Annotated in this window: 12 protein-coding genes; 8 read left to right on the forward strand and 4 right to left on the reverse strand. The window is 65.6% G+C overall.

Annotated elements, in window-relative coordinates; genetic code table 11:
- The first annotated feature begins 3 nt into the window (after positions 1 to 3).
- The 3 genes from rplA (at position 4) to rplL (ending at position 2,106) form a co-directional block, all read left to right on the forward strand.
- Positions 4 to 702, forward strand: a complete 699-nt coding sequence (rplA, locus tag GQY20_RS09900) for a 50S ribosomal protein L1 (protein WP_157216928.1) — start codon at positions 4 to 6, stop codon at positions 700 to 702.
- A gap of 432 nt (positions 703 to 1,134) precedes the next feature.
- Positions 1,135 to 1,656 (forward strand): 50S ribosomal protein L10, encoded by a 522-nt coding sequence (gene rplJ / locus GQY20_RS09905; protein ID WP_157216929.1) that lies wholly within the window; start codon positions 1,135 to 1,137, stop codon positions 1,654 to 1,656.
- A gap of 69 nt (positions 1,657 to 1,725) precedes the next feature.
- Entirely contained in the window at positions 1,726 to 2,106 is a 381-nt protein-coding gene (rplL, locus tag GQY20_RS09910) for a 50S ribosomal protein L7/L12 (protein WP_157216930.1), read from the forward strand.
- Between the two features lie 109 nt (positions 2,107 to 2,215).
- Here the strand turns inward: rplL and GQY20_RS09915 are convergent, their stop codons facing one another.
- Positions 2,216 to 4,483 (reverse strand): FdhF/YdeP family oxidoreductase, encoded by a 2,268-nt coding sequence (locus GQY20_RS09915; RefSeq protein ID WP_157216931.1) that lies wholly within the window; start codon positions 4,481 to 4,483, stop codon positions 2,216 to 2,218.
- 101 nt (positions 4,484 to 4,584) lie between these two features.
- Positions 4,585 to 5,121 (reverse strand): hypothetical protein, encoded by a 537-nt coding sequence (locus GQY20_RS09920; protein WP_157216932.1) that lies wholly within the window; start codon positions 5,119 to 5,121, stop codon positions 4,585 to 4,587.
- A 113-nt stretch (positions 5,122 to 5,234) separates the two neighbouring features.
- Here GQY20_RS09920 and GQY20_RS09925 point away from each other — a divergent pair, with 113 nt between their 5' ends.
- Positions 5,235 to 5,903: a response regulator gene (locus GQY20_RS09925; RefSeq protein ID WP_157216933.1), complete on the forward strand. Its 669-nt coding sequence runs from the start codon at positions 5,235 to 5,237 to the stop codon at positions 5,901 to 5,903.
- Positions 5,900 to 7,243, forward strand: a complete 1,344-nt coding sequence (locus GQY20_RS09930; protein WP_157216934.1) for a sensor histidine kinase — start codon at positions 5,900 to 5,902, stop codon at positions 7,241 to 7,243. The genes GQY20_RS09925 and GQY20_RS09930 overlap by 4 nt, the downstream gene beginning before the upstream one ends.
- A 3-nt stretch (positions 7,244 to 7,246) precedes the next feature.
- Here GQY20_RS09930 and GQY20_RS09935 read toward each other — a convergent pair whose 3' ends face one another.
- A complete protein-coding gene (locus GQY20_RS09935; RefSeq protein WP_232475981.1) occupies positions 7,247 to 9,601 on the reverse strand; it encodes a putative bifunctional diguanylate cyclase/phosphodiesterase in 2,355 nt (784 codons plus the stop codon).
- An 80-nt stretch (positions 9,602 to 9,681) separates the two neighbouring features.
- Positions 9,682 to 11,445, reverse strand: coding sequence for a fatty acyl-AMP ligase (locus tag GQY20_RS09940; protein ID WP_157216935.1), 1,764 nt, complete (start codon positions 11,443 to 11,445; stop codon positions 9,682 to 9,684).
- A gap of 198 nt (positions 11,446 to 11,643) precedes the next feature.
- On the opposite strand from GQY20_RS09940, the gene GQY20_RS09945 reads away from it, so the two are divergent.
- From GQY20_RS09945 to GQY20_RS09955, 3 genes are all read left to right on the forward strand, one after another.
- The gene (locus tag GQY20_RS09945) at positions 11,644 to 12,117 is read left to right on the forward strand and encodes a RecX family transcriptional regulator (protein WP_232475982.1); all 474 of its coding nucleotides are present in this window, start codon (positions 11,644 to 11,646) and stop codon (positions 12,115 to 12,117) included.
- A 99-nt stretch (positions 12,118 to 12,216) separates the two neighbouring features.
- Entirely contained in the window at positions 12,217 to 12,828 is a 612-nt protein-coding gene (locus GQY20_RS09950) for a cold-shock protein (RefSeq protein ID WP_157217315.1), read from the forward strand.
- The gene (locus GQY20_RS09955) at positions 12,828 to 13,304 is read left to right on the forward strand and encodes a DUF192 domain-containing protein (RefSeq protein WP_157216937.1); all 477 of its coding nucleotides are present in this window, start codon (positions 12,828 to 12,830) and stop codon (positions 13,302 to 13,304) included. The genes GQY20_RS09950 and GQY20_RS09955 overlap by 1 nt, the downstream gene beginning before the upstream one ends.
- Position 13,305 lies beyond the last annotated feature (1 nt).

Raw genomic sequence — 13,305 nt, forward strand, 5'->3', positions numbered from 1 at the left:
CCAATGACGAAGCTGAGCAAGAAGGCCAAGGTGCTGGCCGCCGCCGTGAACCGCGAGAAGCTGTACGGCGTCGATGAGGCGATCGCGCTGGCCAAGACCAATGCGACCTCGAAGTTCGACGAAACGATCGAAGTGGCGCTGAACCTCGGCGTCGATCCGCGTCACGCCGACCAGATGGTCCGTGGCGTCGTCACCCTGCCCAAGGGCACCGGCAAGACCGTGCGCGTCGGCGTGTTCGCGCGCGGCGCGAAGGCCGAAGAGGCGACCGCCGCCGGCGCCGACGTGGTCGGTGCGGAAGACCTGCTCGAGATCGTGCAGGGCGGCAAGATCGACTTCGATCGCTGCATCGCCACCCCGGACATGATGGGCCTCGTCGGCCGTCTCGGCAAGATTCTCGGTCCGAAGGGCCTGATGCCGAACCCGAAGCTGGGCACGGTGACGATGAACGTCGGCGAAGCCGTGAAGGCGGCCAAGGGCGGTCAGGTGGAGTTCCGCGTCGAGAAGGCCGGCATCATCCATTCCGGCATCGGCAAGGCGAGCTTCCCCGCCGAGGACCTGCGCGCCAACTTCGACGCGTTCGTGGACGCGATCGTCAAGGCGAAGCCGTCGGGCGCCAAGGGCAAGTATCTGAAGAAGATCGCGGTCAGCTCGACGATGGGCGCTGGCATCAAGGTCGACACCGCCGAGATCGGCGCGGCCTGATCCGACGCTGCAAGCGAGAGCAAGCGGCCCCCTTCGCCATGCGGAGGGGGCCGTTTTCTTTTGTGGCCGTCCGGAAGCAAAATCAGCGTCCAGACTGATTGCCATCCGATTGCATCGAATTTCAGCGTGACAGCCTGGTGCAAAGCGTGTACCGGCGCGCCTTCGAATTCTTCGGGATTCGACGGAGCCCTTAGGGGCGCCGGCCGTCCGAGACAGCAGGTGAGGGGTATCCGCCTCTCTTAATCTCCTGCCTAGACGGGGAATGGAATTCACCGGAAACGCGCCCTGCGCGTGTTCGGACTGCCGTCACGATGTGCCGGCCAGGCAGCCATTGCCCACTCGACGGAACCCCGGAGATGCGGGTTCCCGCATCTCCGAAATTGGACCGGCTCCGAAGGCGCATGCCGACGGAGCCCGAACGTGGAGAATGGCATGGATCGTGCTCAAAAGGCCGAAGCCGTCGCCGAACTGAACCGTACCTTTTCCGAGGTCGGCGTGGTGGTCGTCACCCGCAACCACGGGCTGACCGTCGCACAGTCGACCCAGCTCCGGAACAAGATGCGTGAAGTCGGCGCGAGCTACAAGGTCTCGAAGAACAAGCTTGCCAAGATCGCGCTCGATGGCACCGACTATCTCTCGCTGGGCGAAATGCTCACGGGTCCGGTCGGCCTTGCCACCTCTGTCGACCCGGTCGCCGCCGCGAAAGTGGCGGTCGAATTCGCGAAGACGAACGACAAGTTCGAAATCGTGGGCGGGGCGATGGGCGCGACGGCTCTCGACGTCGAAGGCGTGAAGGCGCTCGCAACGCTGCCGTCGCTGGATGAACTGCGTGCCAAGCTGATCGGCCTGATCCAGGCCCCGGCGCAGAAGCTCGCATCCATCACCCAGGCACCGGCCGCGCAGCTCGCCCGCGTTTTCGCGGCGTATGCCGACAAGGACAAGGAAGCCGCCTGAGCCTCTGGCTTGGACATCGATGTGAACTGAACCTCACGGGGCGCTTCGCCCCGACATGGAGATACGAAAATGGCAGACCTGAACGCGCTGGTTGACCAGCTTTCCGAACTGACCGTCCTCGAGGCCGCCGAGCTCTCGAAGCTTCTCGAAGAGAAGTGGGGCGTTTCCGCCGCTGCCGCCGTTGCGGTTGCGGCTCCGGGTGCCGGCGGCGGCGCCGCTGCTCCGGCCGCCGAAGAGAAGACCGAGTTCGACGTGATCCTCACCGGCGACGGTGGCAAGAAGATCAACGTGATCAAGGAAGTCCGCGCGATCACCGGCCTGGGCCTGACCGAAGCCAAGACTCTCGTCGAGTCCGCTCCGAAGGCCGTCAAGGAAGGCGTCAACAAGGACGAGGCCGAGAAGATCAAGAAGCAGCTCGAGGAAGCCGGCGCGACCGTCGAGCTCAAGTAAGACGCGCGGCGCGAGCCGCACATCTTATCGAGACAGGGAAGGGCGGCTCCGCGAGGGGCCGCCCTTTTCGCATTTTCCGTTTTCGTGCTCAAAGCTCGCGGAGCCGCGATCAGGCGGCGCGCAGCGAGACCGGCAGCGACTTGTAGGAGGGAGTGCCGCTCCGCCGATCATAATCGTCGAGCGCGATCAGGCAGTTGGCTTCCGGATAATAGGCTGCGACCGAACCGCGCGCGATCGGATGGGCGACGGCGGTCTGCCGGGCCAGAGTGCGGCCGGAAGGACCGATCACGTCGACCCTGTCGCCATGCTCGAGCCCGAGCGCGGCAAGATCCTCGGCATTGACGAAGATCACATCGCGTCGTCCGCTGATGCCGCGGTAGCGATCGTCGAGGCCGTAAATGGTGGTATTATACTGATCGTGGCTGCGAATGGTTGTCAGCGTGAGCGGCCCGTCGTCCCGGCCTTCGTCTTCGTCCATGCTTGGAAAGACTAGGAAATGGGCCTTGCCGTCCGCAGTATCCCATTCCCGCGAGGATGCGCCGACGCGCAGGCGGAAGCCGCCGGGCTGGCGGATGCGGGCATTGAAATCGAAGAAGTCGGGGAAGACCGCCTCGATCTTGTCGCGGATCCGGTCATAGTCGGCGACCAGCCAGTCCCAATCGACGACCGTGCGGGGAAGCGCCGCCCTGCCTATGCCGGCGATGATCGCGGGTTCGGAGCGCAGGTCGTCGGAGGCGGGTTTCAGCCGGCCGCGCGAGGCATGGACCATCGACATCGAATCCTCGACCGTCACGGCCTGTACGCCGCCGGCCTGGACGTCCTGCTCGGTACGGCCGAGGCAAGGCAGGACTATGCTTTCTCGCGCGGTGAGCAGGCAGGTGCGGTTGAGCTTGGTACAGATCTGGACGTTGAGATCCAGATTGCGGAATGCGGTGAAGCTGGCCTCGGGATCGCTCATCGCGACGGCGAGATTGCCACCGAGGCCGATGAAGCCCTTTGCGCTGCCATCGCGCATCGCCGCCACCGCCTCGACCGCATTGTGGCCATGCGCGCGCGGCGAGGCGATGCCGAAGGTCGCGTCGAGCCTGGCCAGGAAGGGTTCGGCAGGGATTTCGGTGATGCCGACGGTGCGGTCGCCCTGTACGTTGCTGTGGCCACGCAGCGGGCAGATGCCGGCGCCGGGCTTGCCGAAATTGCCGCGTAGCAGGAGCAGGTTTGCGATCTGCTGGACGTTCTCGGTGCCATGGCGATGCTGGGTGATGCCCATGCCGTAGCAGATGATCACCCGCTCCGCCGACCAGTAGATCCGTGCCATGTGCTCGACCGCAGCCCGCGAGAGGCCGGAACGCTGCTCGATCTCGGCCCACCCGATGGCGGCAATATCGGCCTGCAGCGCTTCGAGTCCCACCGTATGCTTGGCGATGAAAGCACGATCGAGCAGACCGTCGCCACCGGCCGCGAGATCGGCGGCATCCGCGGCGAACAGCGCCTTCATCATGCCCTTCAGCATGGCGGCATCGCCACCGACCTTCACGAGATGATAGGTGGAGGCGATCGGCGTAGCGCCGAGCGTCACCATCTCGACCGGCGCCTGCGGGTCCTGGAAGCGCTCCAGCCCGCGTTCGCGCATCGGATTGGCGACGACGATCGAAGCGCCGCGACGCGAAACCTCCCGCAACGTGCCGAGCATACGCGGATGGTTGGTGCCGGGATTGTGGCCGATGCAGAAGACCGCGTCGGCATGATCGAAATCCTCGAGCGTCACCGTGCCTTTGCCGACACCGATCGATTTGGGCAGGCCGACGCTTGTCGCCTCGTGGCACATGTTCGAGCAATCGGGGAAATTGTTGGTGCCATATTCGCGGGCGAGCAGCTGATAGAGAAAGGCTGCCTCGTTGGAGGCGCGGCCCGACGTATAGAATTCCATCTGGTTGGGATCGGTCATGGCCTGCATGGCGCCGCCGATGCGGGCGAAGGCCTCGTCCCAGCCGATCGCCACGAAATGATCGCTTGCGGCGTCGTAGCGCAGCGGCTGAGTGAGGCGGCCGGCATCTTCCAGCGCATAGTCCGACCAGCTCCAGAGCTCGGTTACGCTATGCTCCGCGAAGAAGGCGGGATCGACGCGCTTGGCCGTCGCTTCCCAGGTGACCGCCTTGGCGCCATTTTCGCAAAATTCGAAGGAAGACGTGTGCCGCGGGTCCGGCCAGGCGCAGCCGGGACAATCGAAGCCGTCCGGCTGGTTCATCTGCAGGAGGGCACGTGTTTCGGTGCTCGCGCCCATCTGCCCGCGGACGGCGAGCGCCACGGCGCGCAAAGCGCCCCAGCCGCCCGCCGGCCCCTCATAGGGCTTCACTCCGTCGAGATCCTTGTCGGCCATCGCGCAACTCCGCTCGTTTCGGCAAGGATAGGCCCGTGGCCTGCGATCTCAATGCGGAACGGCCGCTCCCATACCAAGATATGTGGCAGCCGACGCCCGGATCAGGGCTGCGCGGGTGCTGGAGGGGGCATATCGGCCGGCGCGGCGCCGGGTGGGGGTGGGGGGACATCGCCGTGACCATCGTCCCAGCCACGATGAGGGCCTCCCGCACCATGGCGCCCGCCGTGCGGGCCGACCGCGGCAATGCGACCATCCGGGCTGACGAGATATTGGGCGTGGATGATGCCGTCCGCGTAGCGACCCTGCACGCTCACCGTCTGATTGACCGGCAGGGCGCCATCGGCGACCGCATGTGGGCTGGCGTCGACGAGGACGCGACCCGAGCCGTCGCTGACGATCACGCTGTTACCATAGCTTTCGGCGACGCGGCCGCGCACGGTGACCACCGGATCGCCGAACCAGGGACGGCTGGCGGCGGCGAGGGTGGCGATGCGGACCGGATTGGGCGGTGCCATGACGGCCACCGGCTGCACGGCATGGGTCACGGCGGCGCCGAGGCCACCGCCGATCGCGAGCAAGGCGAGCGCCCCCACCGCGAGGCGGGGACGGAAGGAACCAAATTGAGAAAACTGAGCCATGATGCTCTCCTTTCGAGGAGTGGGGTAGCGCCCCGCACCCGTCCCAGGCTGAACCGTGCCGTTCAGTTTCGGTTTGGGTTATGGCGGTAACCGCAATCGCAGGAGGCCCGAGCGTGCGCATATTGCTGGTGGAGGATGATGCGCCCCTGGCGGCCGAGATCGCCCACGCGCTGCGCGCTGAAAATTGCGCCGTCGATATCGCGAGCAATGGCGAAGACGGCGCGCATCTCGGCGATACGGAGCTTTATGATGCCGCGATACTGGACCTGGGCCTGCCGCGGCAGGATGGCGTCAGCGTCTTGCAGGGCTGGCGTGCCGCCGGCCGGACGCTGCCGGTGCTGATCCTCACCGCGCGCGACGAATGGTCCCAGAAGGTCGCCGGCTTCAAGGCGGGCGCCGACGATTATCTCACCAAGCCGTTTCGCATCGAGGAGGTGCTGATGCGGCTGCGTGCGCTGGTCCGCCGCTCGGCCGGCCATGCCGCGTCGCGAATCCTCTGCGGCCGGCTGAGCTTCGATGCGCAGACCGGCCAGTTCGAGCTGGACGGCCTGCCGCTACGGCTGACCGCGTTCGAGTGGCGCGTGCTCTCGGCGCTGATGCTGCGCAAGGAGGCGGTGGTGAGCCGCACCGAGCTGTTCGAGCGCGTCTATGAATATGATGCCGAGGGCGATTCCAACTCGCTGGAGGTGATCGTCGGCCGGCTGCGGCGCAAGATCGGCGCGGAGATGATCGAAACGGTCCGTGGCCACGGCTATCGTCTTACCGCTGCCGGGGCGTCATGAGCGGCCGCCTGTCGCTGCATGCGCGGCTGTTCCTGGTCGCAGCGCTCACCAGCCTGGCGGCGCTCGCCTTTGCGACGTTCGCGATCGGCCATGTCCTCGAGCGCTTCGTCGTGCGCGGGCTGGATCAGATCCTGGATGCTCAGATCCATGTAATCGATCGGGCAGTCCGGCCGGACGGCACGATCGACCGGGCCAGGCTGGTGACGATGCCCGGTTTCGACCGGCCGCAAAGCGGATGGATCTGGCGCGTGCGCGATCCCGCAGGCGAGTGGACGAGCGGGGCGGATCTCGCGGTTGAGGCGATCCGGCCCGGGCATCGTCCCTGGCGCGATGCGGATGCGATCCAGCCCGCCGAGGGGCGGACGGCGGATGGTCAGCCAGTGCATCTGCGCCGGCTGGAGCGTCCGCTGGCTGGCGGCGTGCTCGAAATCGTGGCGAGCGCGCCGCGCGATCTCGTCGATCGTCCTCTCCGCGAGGCACAGGGAACACTACTCCTCTCGCTTGTGCTGCTCGGCATGGCGCTTGCCGCGGCAAGCTGGATCCAGCTCCGTTTCGGCCTCAAGCCGGTGCGTGCGCTGCGCGACGCGGTGGCACGGGTGCGATCGGGTTCGGCCGCGCAGCTTCCGGCCGATCAGCCGCAGGAGCTGCGGCCGCTCGCCGAGGAGGTGAACGCACTGATCGCACAGAACCAGGCGGGCCTGGAGCATGCGCGGCGGCATGTCGCCAACCTAGCGCACGGGCTCAAGACGCCACTGGCGACGCTGGCATTGCGGTTGCAGCGCGAGCCTGTGTCAGAACAGACCCGTGCGTTGGTTGCCGAGCTCGACGCGCGGATCGCCCATCATCTGCGCAGGGCGCGTGCCGCCGCCCCCTCGGCCGGACAACGATCGAGCACCGCGGTGGCGGAGGTAGCGGAGGATTTGGCACAGGCGCTGCGACATATCCATGCCGGCCGTAGCGTGCTGCTCGACGAACGGGTCGATTCGGCCTGCCAGGTCGCGGTGGAGCGGCAGGATCTGGAGGAACTGCTGGGCAACCTGCTCGACAATGGCTGGCGCCATGCGGCTGGGCGGCTCCGTCTCACGGCGCAGGTAGATGGTGCGATGGTGCGGATTTCCGTGGAGGATGACGGGCCAGGTCTGTCGGATGCGGATGTGGCGCGGGCCAGGCAATCCGGCGTGCGGCTCGATGAAAGCGACGTCGGCTATGGCTTCGGCCTTACCATCACGCAGGAGCTGGCCGAACTCTACGGCGGAGGGCTGGCGCTCGGACGATCCCGGGAGCTTGGCGGTCTCGCCGCGCTGCTGACGTTGCCGGTCGCCCTCGACCGCGGCGCGTGACGATCAGGCGACGTTGCGGGAACGATCCTCGCGCGCGAGCAGGATCCGCGCTTCCTCGGCGGTCATTGGGCGACCGGAGAGATAACCCTGGACGCGGCGGCAGCCGAGCGCGCGGATGCTGTTGAATTCGTCCGCTGTTTCCGCTCCCTCGGCGGTGGTAGCCATGCCGAGGCTGTCGGCCATGGCGACGACCGCGCGGATGATCGCCATGCTTTCCGGTGAGTTGGTCGCCGCACCATGCACGAAGCTGCGATCGATCTTGATCGTGCTGAAACGCGCGCCGCTCAGATAGCCCAGGCCGGAATAGCCGGTGCCGAAATCTTCCAGCGCGATGCGGACGCCGAGCCGCTGAATGCTGTCGAGGATCGGGAAGCTGCTCTCCCCACGGCGCAGGAAGGCGCCTTCGGTGACTTCCAGTTCCAGCCTGTCGGGTGCGAGGCCGCTATGCGACAGGGCCGAAAGCACGGTGTTGGGAAGCTGGGCATCGCTGAGCTGCTCGGCCGAAAGGTTGACCGCGAGGCGGATGTGCGCGGGCCAGGTGGCCGCTTCCGCGCAGGCGGTGCGTAGCACCCACTCGCCGATCGCATGGATCAGGCGGGTCTCCTCGGCGATCGGGATGAAGACGTCGGGCGTGATGTTACCCAGATCGGGATGGTGCCAGCGCAGCAGCGCCTCGAAACCCTGGATGTTGCCGTCGTCGGTGTTGACTATCGGCTGATAGGCGAGGCTGAACTGACCGAGGTCGATCGCGGAGCGCAGCGCGAATTCGATCATGCGCCGTCGTTCCGCTTCCGCGTGGAGCTTCTCCTCATAGCGCCGGTGGACGCCGCGGCCATCGTCCTTGGCGCGATAGAGGGCGAGATCTGCGTTGCGGATCAGCGTTTCGACGGTGCGGCCGTCCCTGGGGCCGACGGCGCTGCCGACGCTGGCGCCGATATGGAGGATATGCTCTCCGACTTCATAGGGGGCGGACAAGATGTCGATGATCTTGGTCCCGAGCGCGTCGAGGGCATCGAAGCTGCGGATGTCGCCCACGACCACGGCGAATTCGTCGCCGCCGAGACGGCCGCACAGATCCTGGTCGCCGAGCAGCGAGCGCAGCCGTGCTGCGACCTGGACGAGCAGGCGATCGCCGATCGGGTGACCCAGCGTGTCGTTGACGGCTTTGAAACGATCCAGATCGATCAGCATCAGCGCGCAGCGGCGGCTGTCGGCCAGCGCCCGGGCGAGGGTGCGGCTCAGCGTCTCGTTGAGATGCAGGCGGTTGGGCAGGCCGGTGAGGGCGTCGTAGCGCGCCATCCGGTAGATTTTGTCGTCTGAGCGGCGCTGCTCGGTCACGTCCGAGCCGACCCCGCGAAAACCGGCGAAGGCGCCGCGTTCGTCGTAGCGCGGCGCCGCGGACAGACGCCACCAGCGTTGCTCGCCGCCGATCTGCATCGGCACGACGAGGTCGCTGAACGCTTCGCGGGCGTTGAGCTTGTCGAGCAGTTCGTTCAGTTCGCGGGCTTGCCTGCCATTTTCCCACTGGTCCCCGGCGAGCAGCCGCACCAGCGACATGCCCTCCAGGGCGCCGACGTCCGCATTGGCCGCCCGCGCCAGGCGGGGCGACACTTGGCCGAGGCGCTTGGCGCTGTCTATCTCCCATAGCCAGTCGGCGCCGGCCTGCTCGAACTCCTTGAGGAGCACGCTGATCACCTCGTTGCGTTCTTCGAGTTCGAGCTCCGCCTGCTTGCGGCGAAGAAAGGCATGGCCGCTCGATATGGCGCCGATATTGAGCCATAGGCCATAGATGAGCGGCAGCGCGGTCAGCAGCTGCGAACCCGTCTTGACCATCATCGCGGCGGTTCCGGCACCGACGATGGTGATGAAGATCAGGGTCACGATCGGCAGGGTGGATGCGGTCAATATGGCGCAGGCCATCATGCCTGTGGATACTAGGCAGATCGCCAGTTGCTGGTCCAGCGTTCCCGCCGAGGAGAAGAGCGTCGGCGGCATCGCCCACAGGATGCCGAGGATGACCGTCGCAAGCCCGGCATGGCGAATCGCGGAAGGAGCCGCCCCAGGTCGCAGCCTGGCCTGAATGCGTTCGGCCATGCCGGCGACCGATCCCATGACTGAGAGAATCGCCGCAAGCCACGCCAGGATCTGCCAATGCGGCACGGCGCTCCACAAGATCGCGGCCAGCGTGGCGGCATTGGCGACGTTGATGAGGCAGATGACGGGCAGGAGCCGCATCATCTCCACGATCTGAGCCGCGCGGACGCGCGACCAGCCGACGACGTTGGGCTCCTTCAAGCCAAGCACGACCGGCCAGGTCAGATGCGCTGAAATGTCGCTTTTAGGAACCCGCTTCTTCACCCATCGAGGGATAGCGCCCTCTAGGTTATCGATAGGTAACCGCCGACCGCATTAGCAAAATTATTGTCGAAGACCGAGCTTCAGGCCGCGATGGCATAGGGCTGGATCTCACCCGACAGATAAAGGTTGCGAGCCTTGGCGCGGCTGAGCTTGCCCGAGCTGGTGCGCGGCAGGGTACGCGGCGGCACCAGCTCGACGACGCAGTTCATGCCGGTGATCGAACGTACTTTCTCGCGGATGAGCTCGCGCAGCCGCGCACGCTCTTCATTGTCGGATGTGCGGCACTGCACCAGCACCGCCGGCGTTTCCTCGCCGCCCGGCGTGGTGATCGCGAAAGCGGCGATGTCTCCGGCCTTGAAACCGGGAATCTGCTCGACCGCCCACTCGATATCCTGCGGCCAGTGATTCTTGCCGTTGATGATGATCATGTCCTTGGCGCGGCCGACGATGTAGATGTAGCCGTCGCTCAGATAGCCCATGTCGCCAGTGTCCAGCCAGTCGTCCACCAGGCAGGCGGCGGTCGCTTCCGGATCGCGGAAATAGCCATGCATGATCGACGGGCCTTTGCACCAGACCTTGCCGATCGCCCGCTCGGGGAGCGGAGTGCCGTCCTCCTCGCGAATCTCGACGCGCATGTCCTTGACCGGTCGGCCGCAATTCACGATCGCGCGGTAACGCTGCGGCCGTCCGAGAGAAGCATTGCTGCCGGACAGCTCGGTCTCCTCGACCAGTTCGACGACGATACCTTCGCCCGGAGGCATGATCGAGACGGCCAGAGTAGCCTCGGCCAGCCCATAGCTTGGCAGGAAAGCGCCGGCCTGGAACCCCGCATCGGCGAATGCGTCCACGAAGTTCTGCATCACGTCCGGCCGGATCATGTCGGCGCCATTGCCTGCCAGGCGCCAGCGCGCGAGATCGAAGCGATCGGACGCGCGGGTCTGGCTGGACATGCGGCGTGCGCAGATGTCGTAGCCGAAAGTGGGCGAGTAGCTGATCGACGTCCCGGCGTTGCGGCTGATCATGTCGAGCCACGCCAGCGGCCGGCGGGCAAAATCCTCTGTCTTGAGATAATCCACCGACACCTGGTTCGCGACCGGTGAGAGGAAGCAGCCGACCAAGCCCATGTCATGATACCATGGCAGCCAGGAAACGCAGCGATCGCTTGCGATGAGCTCCATCCCGTGCGCGTGCGCGGAGAGATTGTTGAGCAACGCCTGGTGGGTAACGGCCACACCATGCGGAAAACGGGTCGAGCCGCTGGAATATTGGAGATAGGCGATATCTTCGGGCTCGGCGCTCGGCAAATCCGTCACGGGCGCTGGCCGCGCTTCGAAATCCTGCCACGCGATGCCCTCCACCCCTTTCGAGGCAGCCGCGTCGCTGGCAAAGCTCGCCAGTTCGGCGGGATAGAGGAGCAGGCGAGGATCGCAGCTCTGAAGCTGCACTTCCAGCTGGTCGACGTAGGAGTCGCGGCCGCCGAACGAAGTCGGCAGCGGCAGTGGCACCGGCCAGGCGCCGGCATATATGGCCGCGAAGAACAGCGATGCGAATTCCGGCCCGGTTTCGGCGATGAGCGCGATTCGATCGCCGGGCATGATCCCTGCGGCGATCAGCCGATGGGCGTTCGCGATCGCATCGGCACGGAGTTCCGAATAGAGGTAGGGACGGGTAAGGGTGCCGCGCGCATCGTGGAAGTTGAGCCCGCGGGTGCCCCGCGCCGCATAATCCAGCGCTTCGCCCATGGTGGAGAAGTCGGAAAAACGGCGGGCAAGCGTGTCCTCTGTCGCGGTTGGACGGAGTTCGCCGGAAACGCTCTTCGTCCCTGTCGTCGGGTCTGCCGTCATTTCTGCGCACCCGTTGCTTGTTATCGTCATTCTAGCCTGCGGCCCTATCGCTTCTAACTACCATCCCTCGCTTCCGGAATAACGATCGACGCGCGTTCAAATTCCGGCTCGACTGTGGCACAAACGTGGCGCGTGGCACGGTCGTCATCAAATCGCAACCTCAAGCCGCTTGACGCCGAGTCGTTAAGGCGTCTCGCCGTGGACTATGTCGGTCGCTATGCCACCAGCAGCGGCAAGCTCGAAGCCTATCTGATCCGCAAGCTCCGTGAACAGGGATGGGGTGAGGACAGGGAACCGCCGATCGACGATATCGTCACCCGTTTCCGCCAGCTCGGCTATATCGACGACCGTGCCTTCGCTGCAATGCGGGCCTCGTCTTTGCTGCGGCGCGGTTATGGGATGCGCCGCGTGAAAGAGGATCTTCGCCATGCCGGCGTGGGCGAAGAAGCGGCAACCGCGGCGGAAGATGCAGAGGCGCATGCGATGCAGGCCGCGATGACCTTCGCCCGTCGTCGGCGGATTGGTCCCTACGCGGCTGCGGACATGGATCGCGACGCGGCCCGTCGCGCTCTGTCGGCCATGCTCCGCGCCGGCCATTCGATCGACGTCGCGAGGCGGGTGCTCGCGCTTCGGCCCGGGGAGTTGGACGAGGAATCGTCACAAAATGGATAGCTAACTGACGTTAATGTAAAAAACCTGTTGGATATGCGTCAAATGTCTCTTCGACTCATCTCACCGCTGTGTTACCCTACCGCAAGTTGGGGGTATCCGATGAGCAAGGATCGGTCCGGAGCAGTTGCATTGGCGGTTCCTCTAGATGAGGAGCCGGCATCGTCGCATTTTTCGGACATTGTGCCGGAAGCGGGCGAAACGGGGCAGATCGTCTCGGGCCGCGTCAAGTGGTTCGATGCGACGCGTGGGTTTGGGTTTCTGACCGGCGACGACGACGCCGGCGACATTCTCGTGCATTTTTCGGTCATTCGCGACCATGGCCGGCGCACCTTGCCAGAGGGCGCGCAGGTCACTTGTGTTGCAACGCGACGTGATCGGGGGCTGCAAGCGCGGCGTGTGATCGCCATCGATCTCACCACCGCGACGGGGCCGGATCCCGACCTGCTGTCCCGGCGCGCCGCCGATCGGGTGGATCCGACGGCGCTGATCGAGGATGCGGGGGACCTGGAGCCGGTGACGGTGAAATGGTTCAACCGGCTCAAGGGGTACGGATTTGTGGTGCGCGGTGCCGGCACCATCGATATATTCGTACATATGGAAACGATAAGACGCGCGGGGCTTGCCGATCTGGAGCCCGGACAGACGTTGCTTGCCCGAATCGCCGACGGCCGCAAAGGACCGTTAGCCGTGGTGATCGCGCCAGCCGCCTGATGCTGCCTTCGGTCATGCGCATTCTTGGTGCGGCCCTGCTCGGGCTGGCGGTGCTTGGCGGCTGCAACGTCTCGTCGGAGCCGGCGTCGGCCCGGGCGGCGGGGCAGGGTGCCAAGCTCATTCCACTTGCGGTCACGGGCGCGAAAGGCACCCACCATTTTCAGGTGGAGGTAGCGCGGACCGAAGCAGAGCAGGCGCGCGGGCTGATGTTTCGTCCCTCACTGGCTCCCGACCGCGGGATGATCTTTCCGTTTCCCGCACCGCGCCCGGCCTCCTTCTGGATGAAAAACACGATGATTCCGCTGGATATCATCTTCATCCGACAAGACGGCACGATCGCGCGTATCGCTGCGATGGCGACGCCCTATTCGCTCGATCCCATCGAGGTGGGCGAACCGGTGGCAGCCGTGCTGGAGATTGGCGGCGGACGTGCCGAGCAACTCGGCATCGTCGAGGGTGACACCGTCCACTGGTGAA

This window comes from Flavisphingomonas formosensis (assembly GCF_009755815.1).
Classification (GTDB): domain Bacteria; phylum Pseudomonadota; class Alphaproteobacteria; order Sphingomonadales; family Sphingomonadaceae; genus Flavisphingomonas; species Flavisphingomonas formosensis.